Source organism: Streptomyces sp. NPDC047017, from assembly GCF_040644175.1.
Taxonomy (GTDB): domain Bacteria; phylum Actinomycetota; class Actinomycetes; order Streptomycetales; family Streptomycetaceae; genus Streptomyces.
Genome location: NZ_JBEYVW010000037.1, coordinates 15142 through 32704, shown reverse-complemented (window position 1 = coordinate 32704; position 17563 = coordinate 15142). Strand labels below are relative to the sequence as shown.

Genomic DNA, 17563 nt, shown 5'->3' with positions numbered 1-17563 from the left:
GGTCGACCGGGGGCGGGAGGTCGACCGGGGGCGGGAGGTCGACCGGGGGCGGGAGGTCGACCGGGGGCGGGAGGTCGACCGGGGGCGGGAGGTCGGCCGGGGGCGAGGGGTTTTCCGCTGGTCGGTGGGTGTCTTCCGGCGGGTGGCCGTCCCCTGGGGGGTGGCTTTCCTCCGGGCGCCGTGCGTCTTCGCCGGGCTCGGCGTCGGCGTCGGCGGGTGCAGGGGTGGCGCCCTGCTCGGGAGCGGGGGTTTCGGAGGGCGTGTCGGGTGCGGGGGCTGCCTCCGGCGGGGTGGCTTCCTCCGGGCGGGAGGCTTTCTCCGGGCGCCTTGCGCCCTCCCCCGGCTCGGCGTCGGCGTCGCCGGGCTCAGGGGCGGCGCCCTGCTCGGAAGCGGGGGTTTCGGGGGGCGTGTCCGGCGGGGTGGCTTCCTCCGGGCGGGAGGCTTTCTCCGGGCGCCTTGCGCCCTCCCCCGGCTCGGCGTCGGCGTCGGCGGGCTCAGGGGTAGCGCCCTGCTCGGAAGCGGGGGTTTCGGAGGGCGTGTCCGGTGCGGAGGCTGCCTCCGGCGGGGTGGCTTCCTCCGGGCGGGAGGCTTTCTCCGGGCGGGAGGCTTTCTCCGGGCGCCGTGCGCCCTCCCCCGGCTCGGCGTCGGCGTCGCCGGGCTCAGGGGTAGCGCCCTGCTCGGAAGCGGGGGTTTCGGGGGGCGTGTCCGGCGGGGTGGCTTCCTCCGGGCGGGAGGCTTTCTCCGGGCGCCTTGCGTCTTCGCCGGGCTCGGTGTCGGCGTCGGCGGGTGCAGGGGCGGCGCCCTGCTCGGGAGCGGGGGTTTCGGGGGGCGTGTCCGGCGCGGGGGCTGCCTTCGGCGGGGTGGCTTCCTCCGGGCGGGAGGCTTTCTCCGGACGCCGTGCGCCCTCCCCCGGCTCGGCGTCGGCGTCGGCGGGCTCAGGGGTAGCGCCCTGCTCGGGAGCGGGGGTTTCGGAGGGCGTGTCCGGTGCGGGGGCTGCCTCCGGCGGGGTGGCTTCCTCCGGGCGGGAGGCTTTCTCCGGACGCCGTGCGCCCTCCCCCGGCTCGGCGTCGCCGGGCTCAGGGGTAGCGCCCTGCTCGGGAGCGGGGGGTGCCGCGGGCGTGTCCGGTGCGGCGGTCGCCTCCGGGCGGGAGGCTTCCTCCCGTGCGGTGGTCGCGTCCGGCCTCCCGGCCGCCTTCGGTGCCGTCGCGGTACCCGGCTCCGCCCCGGCAACCGCCCCCGGCTCGGTGCCTGCATCCGTCCCCGAGCCCGGCGCGGCCTGCCCGTCGCCGTCCCGCTGTCGGCCGGAGGCCGGGGCCCGGGCCGCCCCCTGTCTCTCCCGTTTCTCCGCCGCCCCGGGCTCGTCGGCCGGTGTGCTGTTCCCGGTGTGTTCCATGCCGTTCCCCTCCCGCGTCCCCGTCTCCCCGTCCGTACCGCCGGTGACGCGGCCCCGGTCGCGTGCCCGGCCGGGCGGTCCTACGCTCCCAGACGTGACGGCGTCCCAGCTCCGGGCCGCCCGGCCGCGCCGTGCGGCCGGGCGCCGGGCCGTGCTGGGCGGCGCGGCGGGGCTTCTGTGGCTGGTGCTCGGAGTGATGACGATCATCGAGGGCACCGCGGTTGCGTCGCCCGCGCTCCCCCGGCCCGCCGGACCGGTGTCCGCCGCCGCGCGGGACGAGACCTCGGGTGCCGACCTCGTCCTGCCGCTCGTCGCGGTGGGCGCGGCGCTCGTGCTCGCCGGGTACGGGCACGTACGGCGCACCCGGCGCGCGCGGACCCGGACGACTCCGGGCGGCGCCCGCCGGGACGAGCGGGCGGCCGACGAGGGAGGGCGGGCGCTGGTGCCGGCCGACGACTGCGTACGCGCCTCCGCGGCCGAACTCGGTTTCGCCGAGGCGCTGTTCGGCGCCGCCGCCGTGGCGCCCTACCGGGAGGCCGTGCGGGCGGCCGAGGGCGAGCTGGCGGCCGCCTGCCGGCAGTACCTGCGCCGCGACCGCGGCCTGCCCGGGGACGACGTCACCGGGCACTGCGAGGAGGCCGGCCGGCTGCTGGACGCGGCCGCCGACGCGTTCGCCGGACTGCGCGGCCTGGAACGGGACCCGGCCGGCGCGCTGGAGGCGGCGCGGGCGCGCTGCCGGGAGCTGGCGGCCCGGACGGCACCGGCGGAAGCGGCCCTGGCCGCTCTCGCCGTACGGTACGGCCCCGCCGCCTCCGAACAGGCCGCGGGCCACCCGGCACAGGCCAGGGACCGTCTGGTGTTCGCCACCGCCCGCCTCGACGAGGCCCGGCAGGCGGCCGGCCGGGGCGAGCGGGAGCGGGCGGCGGACCGGCTGCGGGCCGCGGAGGGTGCCGTGGCGCAGGCGGCCGTGTTCCTCGACGGCGTCGACCGGCTCGCCGCCGAGCTGGACGAGGCCGCGGCCCTGCTCCCGGCCGCGCTGAACGGCGCGCAGGCGGAGCGGGCCGCGGCGGCGGACCGGCTCACGGGGACGCCGGCCGGTGAGGAGCGGGCGCGGCTCCTGCACGCCGGCGCCGAGCTGGCCTCCGTACGGCAGGAGTCGGCGGCCGGGCGGCCGTACGACCCGGCGGCGGCCCTGCGCCGGATCGTGCGGGCGGCGGTCCCCCTGGCGGCGGGCCGGAGCGGTGTGCTGTCCGCCGCCGCCCTGCTCACCGCCCGCGCCGCCACCGCCGCCGCGGCCGGTTTCGTCACCACGCACCGGGGCGCGGTGGGCGCCACGCCCCGCGCCCTGCTGGCCGAGGCACAGCGCCTGCTCGCCTCCGCCGACCCCGCCGACCACCTGCGCGCCGACGCGCTGGCCCGCGAGGCCCACGGTCGCGCCGAGCAGGACGTACGCACGCACGGGAACCCGTACGCCGGTCCGGACGCCCCCACCGGCACCACCGCCGGAGCCGTCCTCGGCGGCATCCTGCTGCCCGCGCCACCGCCGGTCGGCCCGCCGCCGCGCTTCGGCGGGCCGCGCACCAGGGACGCCGACGTCACGAATGCCGAAGCCCGGAACGCCGAATTCACGAGCACCGACGTCACGAGCGCCGACGTCACGAGCGCCGACGTCACGAGCGCCGACGTCAGAACAGGCTCAGCAGGGCCTCCGCCGGATCGGTGAGGACGTTCTCGCCGTCCGGGAGCGGGAGTTCGAACCAGACTGTCTTGCCGCGCGGGGTGCGGCGCGAACCCCAGGCGGCGCTGAGCAGGCCGACGAGCTGGAGGCCGCGGCCGCCCTCGTCGGTGTCGCGGGCGCGGCGGCGGCGCGGCTGCACCAGGCCGGAGTCCCAGACCTCGCAGACCAGGGTGCGGTCGAGCAGCAGCCGGAGCCTGATCTCGCCCTCGCCGTACCGGAGCGCGTTGGTGACGAGTTCGCTGACCAGCAGCTCGGTGGTGTCGACCAGCGGTTCCAGGTCCCAGGCGAGCAGCTGGGCGCGCGCGTACTCGCGGGCGCGGCCGACGCTGCGCGGCTCGCGGGGCAGCGTCCAGTCGCCTACGGACTCGGCGGGCAGGCCCTGGACGCGGGCCATGAGCAGCGCGATGTCGTCCTCGCCGTGGTGGCTGCCGAGGGTGCGCAGGACGTGGTCACAGACGTCCTCCAGGTTCTGGGAGGCGTCGGCGCGCGCTCCCGCCGTCGAGGGGTGCGGGTCGGTGAGGGCGCCGACGAACGCCTGGAGCCCCTCGTCCAGCGGGTGGTCGCGGGACTCGACCAGGCCGTCGGTGTAGAGCGCGAGCAGCGCGCCCTCGGGGAGTTCGACCTCCACCTCCTCGAACGGTTCGCCGCCCACGCCCAGTGGCATGCCCGGCGGCACGTCGAGCATGAGCGCCGCCTCGCCGGGCTCGACCAGGACCGGCGGCAGATGGCCCGCGTTGGCGAAGGTGCACCGCCGGGTGACCGAGTCGTAGACGGCGTAGATGCAGGTCGCGAGGTAGACCTCGGACAGGTCGGCCTCGCGGGGGCGGCGGGCGGCCCGGGTGGCCTGCTGGACGCCGCCGGGGGCGCCGAGGCCGCGGGCGATCTCGTCCAGCTGGGAGAGGACCTCGGCCGGTTCCAGGTCGAGCAGGGCCAGGGTGCGTACGGCGGTGCGCAGTTCGCCCATGGCGACGGCGGCGCGCAGCCCGCGGCCCATGACGTCGCCGACGACCAGCGCGGTGCGGTGGCCGGGGAGTTCGATGACGTCGAACCAGTCGCCGCCGACCTCGCTGGGCCGGCCGGTGGCCGCGTTGCCGGGCAGGTAGCGGCAGGCGATGTCCAGTCCGGACGCCTCCGGGTCGCCGGGCGGCAGCAGGGAGCGCTGCAGTATCAGCGCCCTCTCGTGCTCGCGCCGGTACAGGCGGGCGTTGTCGATGCAGACGGCGGCGCGGGCGGCGAGTTCCACGGCGAGATCGCGGTCGCGGTCGCCGAACGGTTCACTGCCCTTGGTCCGCGCGAACTGCGCGAGTCCCACCACGGTGTCGTGGGCGACCATCGGCACGGCCAGCGTGGAGTGGACCAGGCCGCCGTCCTCGCCGGCCACGAGCTGCGGGCGGGCGGTGCGCAGGGCGTCGGCGCAGCGCGAGTTGAAGGGGTAGTGGTGGACGGCGCCGACCTCGACGGGCGCGCCGGTGCCGGTGAGGGGCGCGCCGGAGACGGCACTGGCGAAGGCGACGCGGCGCAGTTCGGCGCTGCCGTCGGCGAGACCGGGCGGGGTCTCGTCACCGGCGAGCAGTCCTTGGTAGAGGTCGACGGTGGCCAGGTCGCAGAAGCCGGGGACGACGACGTCGAGGAGTTCGCGGGCGGTGGTCTCCAGGTCGAGGGAGTTGCCGATGCGGGCGCCGGCGTCGTTGAGCAGAGCGAGGTTGCGCCGGGCGGCGGCGGCCTCGCGGGCGGCGGCGCGGCGGGCGGTGATGTCGGTGCCGAGCCAGGCGATGCCGATGGGGCGGCCGCTGCCGCTGTGCACGCGGTAGAGGTTGATGGACCAGTGGCGGCGTTCCTCGGAGCCCGGGACGAAACCGGTGACGTGCAGGTCCGAGAGGGACTCGCCGTTCTCCAGCACCCGGCGCAGGCTGGCGGTGACCCGCTCCGCCTCGGCGCGGGGCAGGTAGTCGTGCACGGTCCTGCCGCGGTGGTCGTCGGGGGAGCCGCCGAACAGGGAGGCGAAGCGGTGGTTGGCGCGGCGGATCCGCAGATCGGGGTCGAGGAGCAGGAAACCGAAAGGGGATTGACCGAAAATCGCCTGGGAGGCGGCGAGGTCGGTCTCGATGGTGCGCAGGGTGCGGACGTCGACGACGATACAGACGGCGGCCTTGTCGCCCTCGGCGGTGCGGGTCGGCATGACGTACACCTCGGCGAGACCGCGGAGGCCGCGGGCGTCGCGGGTGCCGTGTTCCGGGTTCCGGCCGTCCCGGTCGTCCCTGTCGTCACGGGCGTCCCGGGCGTCCGTGGGGGCGGGCAGGCGGAAGGGGACCACTCCGGTCCACTCCCGTCCGTCGAGAATCTCGGCCATCTTGCGCTGGCCCTGTTCCCGCAGGTCGGAGTCAATGAACGCCTCGATGGGGTCCATGCCGACGGCGCGTTCGGCGGGGATGCCGAACAACTGCTCGGCGCGCAGGCTCCACTGGTCGACATGGCCGTCGGGGCCGATGGAGAAGGACGCGACCTTGATGTAGTCGTAGATGGAGCCGGGCGGATTGCTCTGCCACGTCGCGTCCGCGGGGGGCGCCCCCTCGGCGGCACCGCCACCCGCGGACCCCGCCCTCGCGCCGCCCGACGGGTCCTCGGACTCCGTGGCCTTCGCTGGTATCTCGCTCACGCGAACCGTCCCCTCCAGCTCACCGCGTCCGGCACCGGTCACCGGCGGCGGCTGCCCGCAGTATCCAGCACTACGGCGCCGCACAACACGGTGTTCACGATCACAGGACCGTCCCGATACTTTTCGGTCCGGTCTGTGACAACACCATGTGTCTTCTAACCAGGCGACACCCGGTCGAACCCCGCCGGGGGCAACTGTCCGTGATCGGGGACGCGGGCACCCGGCCCCGCACCGCGGTCACGGACGGTCGCCCGCGTGCCGAGGACCGCCGTCACGGACGGTCGCCTACGTGCCGGTGACCGCTGTCACGGACGGTCGTCTACCTGCCGGTGCCCGCCGGCACGAACGACCGCCCACGTGCCGGTGACCGCTGTCCCGAACGGGTCGTCCACGTGCCGATGACCGCCGTCACTAACGGCCGCCGCCGGTGCGTTCCGGGTGCCCGACAGGGGTGCCGGGTCTGTGCGGGGCGGTCGGCGGGATGGCCGGCGGAGTGGTCGGCGGAGTGGTCGGCGGGCGGGCCGGTACGGCCAGTTCGAACCAGACCGTCTTGCCGGACTCGTCCGGCCGGCTGCCCCAGCGGCGGGAGGCGGAGGCGACCAGTTGCAGGCCCCGACCGCTCTCGTCGTCGGGGCGGGCGGCCCGTTCGCGCGGCGGCTCCGGGAGCGGGTCGGAGACCTCCACCAGCAGGATGTGCGGCAGCCCTGCGGGGCGGACCAGCCGCAGGGCGATGGGGCCGGTGGCGTGCCGCAGCGAGTTGGTGACCAGCTCGCTGACCAGCAGGGCCGCGGTGTCACCGAGACTGTCCAGCTCCCAGCTGCGCAACTGGCCGCGGACGGCGGCACGGGCCGTGCGCACCGCGCCGGGGTCCGCGGGAAAGGTCCACTCGGCGCAGTCGCCTTCGGTGTCGATCACGCCGATCACTTCCCAGGCCAACGAGCCCACCATGTCGGGTTTCATGGCGATAAGGGGCACATACCCGATATACGGCGACCAGTACCGCCCCGTGCGAACCGGCACCCGGGCGGCGGTCCGGCGGTGGGGGTAATCCCGCCGGGCGGCGGGCCGAACAGGCCGAACAGGCCGAACAGGCCGAACAGGCCGAGCCTTGCGCGGCCACGCGGCCACGCGACTGCGCGACTGCGCGACTGCGCGACTAAGCGACTGCGCGGCGGTCGGCTAAGCCCGGGGTGGGCCGGGCGGGATGCCGGGCGGCGGGGTGGCGGCCAGGAGGGTGAGGGCCGCCCGTACCGCGGGGACGTCCTGGTCCAGCCAGCCGACGGTCCACGTCTCGGACGGTTCCAGCCAGCGCAGTTCGTCGTGGTCCTGCAAGGGGCGCGGGGCGGCGGAGCCCGGCCGCAGCCGGGCGGTCCACACCTGGAGTTCGTAGGGGGACTTCAGCGGCCAGGCGCCGGGGACCCGTTCGCCGGTCTCGGCGTCGACACCGAGTTCCTCGCGCAGCTCGCGGACGAGGGCGGCCTCCGGAAGCTCGCCGGGCTCGACCTTGCCGCCGGGCAGTTCCCAGCGTCCGGCCAGTTCCGGGGGCGCGCTGCGGCGGGCGGCGAGCAGCCGGCCGCCGTCGACCAGGGCGGCGCCCACCACCACGATCCGTTCGCTCATGCGCCGGAGCTTACGGGAGCGGCCGGGAGCTTATGGGAGCGGGCCGGAGCTTACGAGGGCGGCCCGGAGCTTAAGGAGCGGCCGGGAGAAGCCGTACGCCGGAGTGCGCGGGGCCCGCCGTGGTCAGTTCCCCGGGTCCGCGCCGCGGCCGTCGTCGTCGACGCACTCGACCCAGTAAAGCTGTTGGCGGCCGCGGCCGTCGAGGCTGTCCGCGATCTTCTGGGCCTCGGCCCGGCTGGCGTACCGGCCCACGCGGTAGCGGTTGCCGTTGTCGTCCTGCCGGACGACGAGCCAGGGAAGAGTGATCGTGCCGTCGTTCATCCCGCCCCACTGCTCCTTCGCGCCCCGGCGCGTCGCCCGCGCCCGCTTCCGGGTCCCGGCCCCCTCCGCGTCCCGCCGGGCGGGGAAACCGCACTTCGCATATGCCCGAGCCTACGCCCTACCTTCACGCAGCGAATACGACTTTTCACAAAGAGGAAGGCAACCGGCCATGGCGCAGGGGGCGCACGGGGAAGAACGCGCCGTCCGCGGGCAGGGTGCGCACTGTCACGGCGATGGCCCCGCCGGAGCGGGAACCTGCGAGAACGGCCGGAATCCAGCGGCCGGAAGCTGCGTGGGGACGGGTGGCACCCTGGCCGGAGGCGGTGGGGGCGCACTACCTCCGCCCCGCGCCCACCTCACTCGGGCGGACCGCGCGCCGCACACGCCCCTGCGCCGCGCCCCCCCTCGCGCCTCTCCCGCCGACAGGAAGCTCCGGCGCTCCGGCCCTCCGGCCCTCCGGCGCTCCGGCACTCCGGCGCTTTCTGACCGCGGCCGGAGTCGGCCCCGGGCCGCCTACTTCACCGGCAAGTGGTACGCCACCCGGTAGCGGTCCGCGGGGATCACGACGTCCGCCGTCTCCACGGCGCGCCCGGAGGCGTAGAAGGTGCGCTGGACGACCACGACGACATGGCCCGGTACGCCGCCCAGCGTGAGCAGTTCCTCCGCGAGGCCGGGGCGGGCGCCGACCTCCTCGGTGACGTTGTCGACGATGACGTCGATGGCGCGCATGCGCTCGACGACGCCCATGCCGCCGAGCGGCCCCTCCTCCGGGAGCATCACGGGGGTGCGGCCGGTGAGGGCGAGCGGCTCCCAGGAGGTGGAGAGCATCATCGCCTCGCCGGCGTCCCGGAAGACGTACTTCGTGCACATCACGCGGTCGCCGGGCTTGACGCCGAGCCGGTCGGCGATCGCTCCGCTGGCCTCGGCCTGCGCGCTGCTCGACTCCCAGGTGCCGCGCGCCTCGGCCGCCGCCTGCTCCTGCCGGAACGGCGTGGCCCCGCCGGAGGGCCGGAAACCCGAGCGGGCGACCCGGCGCTGCACCGGCCGCTCGCGCACATAGGTCCCCGAGCCGGAGCGGCCCTCGACCAGGCCCTCGGCCATCAGCACCTTGCGCGCTTCGAGGGCGACCGTGTCCGAGACGCCGTACTCCTCGCGGATCCTGGCCTGGGAGGGCAGCCGGGTGTGCGGGGGCAGCAGGCCGTCGACGATCTTCTTGCGGAGATCACCCGCGACCCGCAGATACGCCGGCTGCTCACCGAAAGTCACTGGCCACTCCCATCAGGTTGCACAGACAGCAACAGCGTGGCAACCACACGTTGTGCCACGCAAGTGAAGGCCAGAGAATCACTCGATGTGATGACTTGTGGCGTCGGGGGGCTTTACCCAGGCACTTCTCCCCGCTATGGGCACCGCCACACCTCCGCCCCGGCACCGCCCGCTGTCGCCCACTGGGCCCCCTCTGCCCGCCTGCGGGCCCGGCCCACGGCGCCCGCTCCATGACGGCGCATCACACTCTGTCATGCTTTGGCATGGCGTGCCGCACCATATGGTGCTCTGCCATGGCGCGCTCTGCCATGATGTGCCCCCGCATGACGTGCTCTGCCATGACGTGCCCCGGCATGACGTGCTCTGCCATGGCATGCCTCGGCATGATGTGTTCCGGCATGACGACACATCACCGCCGCCGGCGTACGCGCGGGCGCGCGCCGCCGACCGTAGCCTGCGCACATGACACCTCTGCCGGACCGCTACTGCCCCACCGACGGCGTCCGCGTCCCCGGCGACTCCCTCGCCTGGTGCTGCCCGTCCTGCCACGGCCCCCTGGACCTCGACTTCTCCCCCACCCCGGCACCCCTGAAGTCCCTGACCGGACGGGTGAACTCGCTGTGGCGGTACGCGGAGACGCTGCCGCTGTCCTCGCCCTCGGTCTCCCTGGGCGAGGGCCGCACCCCGCTGGTGACACTGACGGACGAGGTGTCGGCCAAGCTCGATTACCTGATGCCGACACTGTCGTTCAAGGACCGGGGCGCGGTCATGCTGGCCGAGCTGGCGCTGCGGTCCGGGCCGCGCCGGGTGGTCGCGGACAGCAGCGGCAACGCGGGCACGTCCGTCGCCGCGTACTGCGCCCGCGCGCGGCTGCCCTGCACGGTGTACGTGCCCCTCGGCACGTCCGCGAAGAAGCTGGAGCAGATCGAGGCGCACGGTGCCCGGCTCGAAGTGGTCGACGGCGACCGCGAGGCGGCGGGCGCGGCCGCCCGGCGGGCCGCGGACGAGCCGGAGACGTTCTACGCCTCGCACGTCTACAACCCGTACTTCCTGCACGGCACCAAGACGTACGTGCACGAGCTGTGGGAGGACCTCGGCGGGCGGCTGCCCGACGTGCTCGTCCTGCCGGTGGGCAACGGCACCCTGCTGCTGGGCGCCGCCCTCGCCGTCGCCGAGCTGTACGGGGCGGGGCTGCTGGACCGGCGCCCGGCGCTGTGGGCGGTGCAGGCGGCGGCGGTGGCCCCGCTGGCGCACGCCTTCGCGGAGGGCGCGGACGAGCTGACCGGCACCACCACCCTCGCGCCCACCCACGCCGAGGGCATCGCGATCGCCCGGCCGCCGCGCGCCCGGCAGATCCTGCGCGCGGTACGGGACTCGGGCGGCACCTTCCTGACCGTCACCGAGGACCAGATCCGCCACGCGCAGCTGGACCTCGCCTCGCGCGGCCTGTACGTCGAGTCGACGGGCGTGGCCTGCTGGGCGGCCGTGCGGGAGGGCGCGCTCGGCACCAAGTCCGCGGTGGTGCCGCTGTGCGGGGCGGGCCTGAAGTCGGGGCTGGCCCGGCCCTGACGCCGGGACCGGGCCGGCCCTGATCCCGGCACCGGTGGCGCCGCCCCAGTCGTCGAAGGCGGTGGCGCGGGTGCGCTTCTCCCCGGCGGCGACATCGCCGCGCACCCGGTCGAGGTGGCCGAGGACGGCGGTGACCGCGTCGTCGCCCAGGGGCAGCCGCAGCGGGGTGTCGTCCGCCTCCAGGGCCGCGAGGATCAGGGCCGCCGCCTTGGCCGGGTCGCCGGGCCGGCTGCCGTCACCGGCGGCGACCAGCCCGCGGGCCCCGGCCGCCTTGGCGTACACCCCGCTGTCCGCGCTGAGCCCGGCCCGGCCGGTGCCGAACAGCGACGTACGGAAGGCGCCCGGCTCGACGATCAGCACCTTGACGCCGTACTCGGCGACCTCGTCCGCGAGCGCCTCCGACATGCCCTCCAGGGCGAACTTCGTCGCGCTGTACGCCCCGAAGCCCGCGAACGAGAGCTGCCCGCCCATGCTGCTCAGCTGCACGATCGCGCCCGAGCGCCGCTCGCGCGGGTACGGCAGCACCGCGCGGGTCAGCACGGCGGGACCGAAGACATGCGCGTCGAACAGGTCGCGCAGCTCCTGCTCGGTGGTCTCCTCGAAGGCGCCGACATGGGTGCGGCCGGCGTTGTTGACCAGGACGTCGACGCGCCCGTGCCGGGCCACCACGTCCCGTACGGCCGCTTCGGCGGCGGCGGTGTCGGTGACGTCCAGCGCCAGCGCCTCCAGCTGGTCGGGGTGCGCGGCCACCAGATCGGCCAGCGCCTCGGGCCGCCGCACCCCGCCCACGACGATGTCACCGGCGACGAGGGCCGCCTCGGCGATCGCCTGATTGCCTGATTGCCGATGCCGATGCCGATGTCGATGTCGGCGTCGGCGTCGGAGTCGGAGTCGGAGTCGGAGTCAGGACTCCAGCATCGGGCCGCGGCGGCCGGCGCGTCCAAGACCCGTCGTGACAACCGATGGTTATGGCAGTGGACGCGCAGGTACGGGACCTGCGGTACTTCGTGACGGTGGCCGAGGAGCTGCACTTCACCCACGCCGCCGAACGCCCCTATGTGTCCCAGCCCGCGCTGAGCAAGCAGATCCGGGCGCTGGAACGGCAGTTGGGGACCGAACTGTTCGAGCGGCGGCCGCGGGGCGTGGCGCTCACCGGGGCGGGCGCGGCGCTGCTGTCGCACGCCCGGGCGGTGCTGGCGGCCTGGGGGCGGGGCGCCGCCGCCGTGGAGGCGGCCCGGGCGGCGGGGCGCGGCACCCTGACGGTGGGCATGAGCACCAGCCCGGGGCGCGGCGGGCTGCTGCCCGCGATCCGCTCCCGCTTCACCGCCGAGCGCCCCGAGGCGTCCCTGCGGCTGCGCCAGGTGAGCTGGGAGGACCCGACGGCGGGCCTCGCGGACGGGGACGCCGACGTCGCCTTCGTATGGCTGCCGCTGCCCGATGCCGAACGCTACGGATGGACGGTGGTCGCCGAGGAACCCCGCCTGGTCGCCCTGCCCGAGACCCATCCGCTGGCCGCCCGCGCGGAGGTCGATTTCGCGTGACCTGGCCGACGAGCCGTTCCTCGCGCTGCCCCAGGCCGCCGGTCCGCTGCGCGCGTACTGGCTCGCCCTGGACGCCCGGAATGGCCGGGGGCCCCGGATCGGCGCCGAGGTGGCGAGCACCGAGGAGACGTACGAGGCGCTGGTCGCGGGGCTCGGTGTCTGCCTGGTCGCGGCCGGCAACACCCCGCTCGTCACCCTCGGCGGGGTGACCACCCGCCCGGTGCGCGGCATCGGCCCCAGCCGCTACGCACTCGCCTGACGCCGCACGGACGCGGACCGCCCGCTGGTCCGCGCCTACGCGGACGCCTGCCGGCGGGCCACGGGCGGGGGCTGACACCGGCCACGGCGCTCACCCGGCTCATCCCCTCACCCACTCATCTCCTCACCCGCTCACCCGCTCACCCGCTCGGCGGCAGCCCCCTCCTCCGTCACGCCCAGGCGCTCCTGCTCCTCCTCGACGATCCGGCGGGCCAGCTCGGTGTCCGACACGTCGATGGCATCCGGGGTGGCTTCGGCCACGGCGCTGCGGCGGGCGTAGGCGTCGAACAGACGGGTCTTGTCCTCAAGGATCTGCACCAGGCGCGCGTCCACGCCGCCGGTGGCGAGGAGGCGGTACACGCGGACCGGTCTGATCTGGCCCATCCGGTGGACCCGGGCCACCGCCTGGTGTTCGAGGGTCGGTTTGACCTGGGGTTCGCAGAGGACGACGACGGAGGCGGCCTGGAGGTTGAGGCCGACGCCCGCCGCCTGGATCTGCGCCAGGAGCACCGCGGGGCCCGGAGCACCGGCGAAGTCGTCGACGATCCGCTGCCGCCGCCCGGCCGGGACGCTCCCGGTGAGCGGCCCGAAGAGCAGGCTGCCGCCGTCACCCGCACCCCCGGCCCCTGCCGCGAGCGCGTCCCCCACCACGCCGAGGACGTCCTTGAAGTGGGAGAAGACCACTGCCTTCTGCCCGTTCGCACCCGCCTCCTGGACGATCTCCAGGAGCCGGCCCAGCTTGGCCGACGTCTCGGGGCGCACGTACGCGGCCCTGCGCATCGCCATGAAGTTGCCGGCCCGCACGGCCTCGCGGTACGCCTCCTCGTCCGGCGCGCTCGGTTCCTCCCACTCGTCGGTGTGCTGGAGCGTGGGCAGCTCCGTCAGTACGTCCTCCTGGTTGCGGCGCAGGTAGACGGGGGCGACGGCCTTGCGGAAGGCGACCGATCCGGCGAGGGCGTCGCCTTCGCCGAGGGAGTCGGCGACGGCGCCGTCGAGCATCCGGACGAGGTTGCGGAACTCGGTGACCCGGTTCTCCATCGGGGTTCCGGTCATGAACAGGGCGCGTTCGCAGCGCTCCGCCCAGGCGGCCACCGCCTGGGTCCGCTTGGCCTTCGGGTTCTTCACCCAGTGCGCCTCGTCGACGACGAACAGCCCGACCTCTCCCCTGTCGGGTACGGGCAGCCCGCGCAGGGCGTCGAAGGTGGTCACCCCGACCCCGCCGCGCTCCTTCCACTCGGTGAACGCGTGGTGCCGGTCGGGGCCGTGGAGCAGGACGACGCGCAGCGCGCTGCGGGCCTCGACCTCCCGCATCCAGTTGACGAGGACGCTGGCCGGGCAGACGACCATGAAGTGTCCGGCTCCCCCGGCGGCCAGGTGCGCCAGCACGGCGATCGCCTGGATGGTCTTGCCGAGGCCCATCTCGTCCCCGAGCACGACCTTGCGCCGCGCGAGCGCGAACCGCGCGCCGAACGCCTGGTAGCCGCGCAGGGAGACCCGACGGTGCGCGTCGTCGAGGCGCTGGGCGCGGACCCGCTCGGCGATGTCGTCGGGCAGGAAGCCCTCGGCGGCGGCCGTGTCGGGCAGCCGCCCGGAGATCTCGGCGAGCAGGCTGTAGTACTCGGCGGAACGCAGTTCGAAATCCACCCAGGCCGCGACGTCGGACGACGCGCCCCGGAGCAGATCCACGGACGCCTGGGCGAACAGCCCGCTCAGACCGGCCCGCTCGGCCTCCTCCACCAGAGCATGGACCCCGGCGACCGCCTCGGCCGCGCGGTCCTTCTTCTCCCGCCCCGCGAAGAGCGTCCGGAACCGCCCGGTGGCGGGCTTGGCCTCGGCAAGCAGCGGACCGAGCCGTTCCGCCACAACGGCGGCCTGGTCGACCGCCCGGCGCGCGTCCGGCCCGGCCTCCACCAGCACGTGCAGGGCGGTGACGAGCGCGGTCGTACGCGGCTGCGGCCGGTCCACGTCGATGTGCACGGCGACACTCTCGTGCACGGCCTCGGACAGCCGGCGCGCGGCGGCGAGCATCTGGTCGACGGTGTGCTGCCCGACCCCGGGAATCTGCCGCAGCCGATAGGGCCCCGCGTCGAGCACATCCCCCACGCTGCGCAGCCCGCTCTTCTCCACACTCCCCAGCCGCAGCCGCCCCTCGGTGACGTCCTGGAGCCGGGCGACGGAAATCGCGTCGAGCTCCCGCCGCACGGCCGCGTCATGGATCGGCCCCAGCGCGTCCCGCACCGCCTCCACCGCCCGCGCATGATCCCCGACCACCCCCTGAGCCGCCCCACACAGCCGCACCCCCCGAGCGACCACCTCCCGCTCCCTGCGCCCCACACTCCCCGCCCCTCTGTCGCCTACCGGGATCCTCCCACCGGCGCAGCATCAGCCGAACAGACGAGACGGTGCTCGTCATCGACCGCGGTCATCGACATGATCGGCCCCTCTCCGACAGCTGGACGGAATCACGTACTACTGCCCGGCCCCTGACGCCGGAGACCGCGAAGGGCCGGTTCCGGAGGAAAGGGGACCGCCCCCCGCGCCTGTGCAATAACTCCTTGCCAACGCTGCCCAGTCGTGGACTACCGTTGTCATGCGCCGTGTGCCCTCCCCGGAGGGTGTACGAGACGTGGCCTGGGGAGTGCACAACGCCCCTCGGTTCGGTGACACAGCTCCATGGTGCGCTCCCGGCGGGAGCCATCCGGCGCCGTCACCGATCAAACCGAAGGGGACGCATTCCTGTGGTTGCCGTCGAGTACATGCCCAAGCGCCGCGTCTGGGTCCGTGATGTCCTGGTTGGCATCGCGGTGAGCCTCGGCTCGAACCTGACGTGGTCTCTGGTGCAGGTCGTGGTGCACCGCCTCGGCTGAGCCGGGCGGCGGGCGGGCCTCCAGGGGCCCGCCCTCCTTTCTTTTCTTTGCAGCCGGGTAATCTGCAGAACGTCATTGCGGCCCGACGGGCTTCCGCTCCGCTTCGGCGAAGTCACGAAGGACATGCCCCCACCCGCACGAGTCACCTCGTGCCTGGGGACCCTTCGTGCTCCTGCAACTGTCCGCGGCCGAACTCGGCCACCTCATCGTGGCCCGAGCCGGATCTGAGCGCCTTCCGCTCACCGAGCTACTGATGCACGAGCATCTCCGGATCAAGGGAGCAGCGGCCGGCCAGGGAGACATCGCTTCCTGGAACAACAGCGTCCCCGTAGTGGTCAAAGCTCTGCTGGACTGCGGCCTCGACGAAGTCGAGGTACAGGTCGAGGTCGAGCTGCCGCACACCAACTCCGCAGTCGACCTGGTGCTGTGCGGCCGGCACCCCGGTACGGGAACGGATTCGTACCTTGCCGTCGAGCTGAAGCAGGTACGGCACGCCACGGTGGACCCGCTGTGCCCCATCGCCGTCGATCTCGGGTTCGGCGACGGCAAGAACAAGCTGCACCCGGTGCGGCAGATCCAGCGCTACTGCGAGTACATGCTGCGCTACCTGCCCCACCTTCGTGAGAACGAGGACCAGCTGATGGGTGTGGCACTGCTCCACAACGCACGTGACGCGGACGTGGAGGCGCTGTTCGCTCTGCCTGAGACCGACCACGGCTTCCTCTACACACTCGATGACCTGGCTCGTTTCCGACGAGTGCTGACGTCGAGATTCGCTGCCGCGTCCGGGCGACCGGCGGCATCCGCACTGGAGCAGGCTCGCCAGGACCCGTTGCTCAAGGTCACCGATGTGGCCCGTCAGCGCTCTGTCGTCGGTGGCGGTCTCACACTCCTCGACGAGCAGTACGTCGCGGTCGACCGGATAACCCGACACCTGGAGAAGACCGCCCACTTCACCGGCTTCGACGTCGGCTTGTTCCACGACGCCGAAGCCACCCACGGCCCCGCCCCCGATCCAGGCGTCAAGCGCGTCTACATCCTGCGGGGCGGCCCTGGCAGCGGCAAGAGCGCAGTGGCTCTTGAGCTGCAGCGCGCCCTCGGGCTCAAGGGGCGTGAGGCCGTGCTGGCAAGCGGCTCGCACGCCTACACGGAGACTCTGCGCGAGATCATGCTCAGCACGGCCCGCCGAGGGCAGACAGCGGACAAGCGCCGCGCGGCCAACAAGCTGTACCGCTATTTCAACAGCTTCAGCGAGAGCCCTCCGGACAGCATCGACGTCCTCATCTGCGACGAGGCGCACCGCATGCGACGCAGCTCGACCTACCGCTGGACGCCGAAGGCCCTGCGAGACGACGACCGGCCGCAGGCAACCGAGGTGATAAGAGCCGCGAGAGTACCGATCTTCCTGCTCGACGATCACCAGTCGATCCGCCCGGACGAGGTGGGCACTGCCACATATCTCAAAAAACTCGCCGAGGACATGGGCTGCGAGGTCGAAGTGACCGATCTGGAGGGCACGTTCCGAGCGGGCGGCAGCAAGCGGTACCAACGCTGGGTTCAACAACTGCTGGGCCTTGATGCCTCGGATCCGGTGGCCTGGCGACCGGACGGCAGGATGACACTGTCGGTCGCCGACTCCCCCGAGCAGATGGAGCGGTTCATCAGGGAGCGCCACCTGGAGGGGGCCACTGCCCGCATCACCGCGGGTTTCTGCTGGCCATGGAGCAACCCGGACGGGGAACGGCTCGTCGACGACGTACACATCGGGGGCTGGCGCAGGCCTTGGAACGTGAAGCCGGAACACAGCGTTCCCCACGCGCCACGGTCGGATCTGTGGTCGACCGATCGCCGTGGTGTCGACCAGATCGGCTGCGTCTACACGGCACAGACCTTCGAGTATGACTGGAACGGCGTCATCATCGGGCCCGATCTGCTGTTCCGTGACGGGAAGTTCAAGGTGGACCGGAACGCTTCCCGCGATCCTGCCTTCCGCGGTCCGATCGACGACGCGATCGTCACCCGGTGCGTCCGCAACGCCTACCACGTGCTCCTCACCCGTGGCGTGGTCGGCACCGTGGTCTACGCGGTCGACCCCGCGACACACAACGAGCTGCGCAGGCTCATCATCGGCGCCATCGGCATGCAGCACTACGACGGTGCCCAGCCGAAGCTCACCGCCGAAGGTTCACAGCTGCCACCTGCCTACCGCGGACGGCACGGGTAACCTTGCTACCGACGTAGCTGCGGACCGCCGGGCTTCCGCTCCGCCTGGCGGAGTCACGAAGGACATGCCCCCACCCGCACGAGATTCTTCGTGCTGCCTGGGGGCATGTT

The 17563-nt window shown here is 74.0% G+C and carries 8 protein-coding genes and 4 pseudogenes; 5 read left to right on the top strand and 7 right to left on the bottom strand.

The window, feature by feature from the left end:
* Window positions 1–1487: 1487 nt before the first annotated feature.
* On the top strand, window positions 1488–3116 hold the full coding sequence (locus ABZ858_RS36535; RefSeq protein WP_361389108.1) for a hypothetical protein: 1629 nt from the start codon (window positions 1488–1490) through the stop codon (window positions 3114–3116).
* Here the strand turns inward: ABZ858_RS36535 and ABZ858_RS36530 are convergent.
* The 5 genes and pseudogenes from ABZ858_RS36530 to ABZ858_RS36510 form a co-directional block, all read right to left on the bottom strand.
* Window positions 3079–5787: a SpoIIE family protein phosphatase gene (locus ABZ858_RS36530; protein ID WP_361389105.1), complete on the bottom strand. Its 2709-nt coding sequence runs from the start codon at window positions 5785–5787 to the stop codon at window positions 3079–3081. The two genes, ABZ858_RS36535 and ABZ858_RS36530, sit on opposite strands and share 38 nt — an antisense overlap.
* Before the next feature lie 522 nt (window positions 5788–6309).
* A pseudogene (locus ABZ858_RS36525) lies at window positions 6310–6732 on the bottom strand (ATP-binding protein); the annotation flags it as partial.
* Between the two features lie 234 nt (window positions 6733–6966).
* Window positions 6967–7407, bottom strand: coding sequence for a (deoxy)nucleoside triphosphate pyrophosphohydrolase (locus ABZ858_RS36520; RefSeq protein WP_361389102.1), 441 nt, complete (start codon window positions 7405–7407; stop codon window positions 6967–6969).
* A 123-nt stretch (window positions 7408–7530) separates the two neighbouring features.
* Window positions 7531–7767 (bottom strand): annotated as a pseudogene (locus tag ABZ858_RS36515) (SPOR domain-containing protein); the annotation flags it as partial.
* Between the two features lie 474 nt (window positions 7768–8241).
* Window positions 8242–8994: a GntR family transcriptional regulator gene (locus tag ABZ858_RS36510; protein WP_361389099.1), complete on the bottom strand. Its 753-nt coding sequence runs from the start codon at window positions 8992–8994 to the stop codon at window positions 8242–8244.
* Between the two features lie 462 nt (window positions 8995–9456).
* On the opposite strand from ABZ858_RS36510, the gene ABZ858_RS36505 reads away from it, so the two are divergent.
* Window positions 9457–10563, top strand: a complete 1107-nt coding sequence (locus ABZ858_RS36505) for a pyridoxal-phosphate dependent enzyme (RefSeq protein ID WP_361389096.1) — start codon at window positions 9457–9459, stop codon at window positions 10561–10563.
* Between the two features lie 48 nt (window positions 10564–10611).
* Here the strand turns inward: ABZ858_RS36505 and ABZ858_RS36500 are convergent.
* Window positions 10612–11388, bottom strand: a pseudogene (locus tag ABZ858_RS36500) (SDR family NAD(P)-dependent oxidoreductase); the annotation flags it as partial.
* Between the two features lie 143 nt (window positions 11389–11531).
* Here ABZ858_RS36500 and ABZ858_RS36495 point away from each other — a divergent pair.
* Window positions 11532–12438 (top strand): annotated as a pseudogene (locus ABZ858_RS36495) (LysR family transcriptional regulator).
* A gap of 56 nt (window positions 12439–12494) precedes the next feature.
* Here the strand turns inward: ABZ858_RS36495 and ABZ858_RS36490 are convergent.
* The gene (locus ABZ858_RS36490) at window positions 12495–14696 is read right to left on the bottom strand and encodes a DEAD/DEAH box helicase (RefSeq protein ID WP_361389093.1); all 2202 of its coding nucleotides are present in this window, start codon (window positions 14694–14696) and stop codon (window positions 12495–12497) included.
* Between the two features lie 404 nt (window positions 14697–15100).
* Here ABZ858_RS36490 and ABZ858_RS36485 point away from each other — a divergent pair, with 404 nt between their 5' ends.
* Both ABZ858_RS36485 and ABZ858_RS36480 read left to right on the top strand, forming a co-directional pair.
* Window positions 15101–15229 (top strand): DUF6408 family protein, encoded by a 129-nt coding sequence (locus ABZ858_RS36485; protein ID WP_361389090.1) that lies wholly within the window; start codon window positions 15101–15103, stop codon window positions 15227–15229.
* A 166-nt stretch (window positions 15230–15395) separates the two neighbouring features.
* Window positions 15396–17453 carry a DUF2075 domain-containing protein gene (locus tag ABZ858_RS36480; RefSeq protein ID WP_361389087.1) on the top strand — a complete coding sequence of 686 codons (2058 nt, stop codon included), beginning with the start codon at window positions 15396–15398 and terminating at the stop codon, window positions 17451–17453.
* Window positions 17454–17563 lie beyond the last annotated feature (110 nt).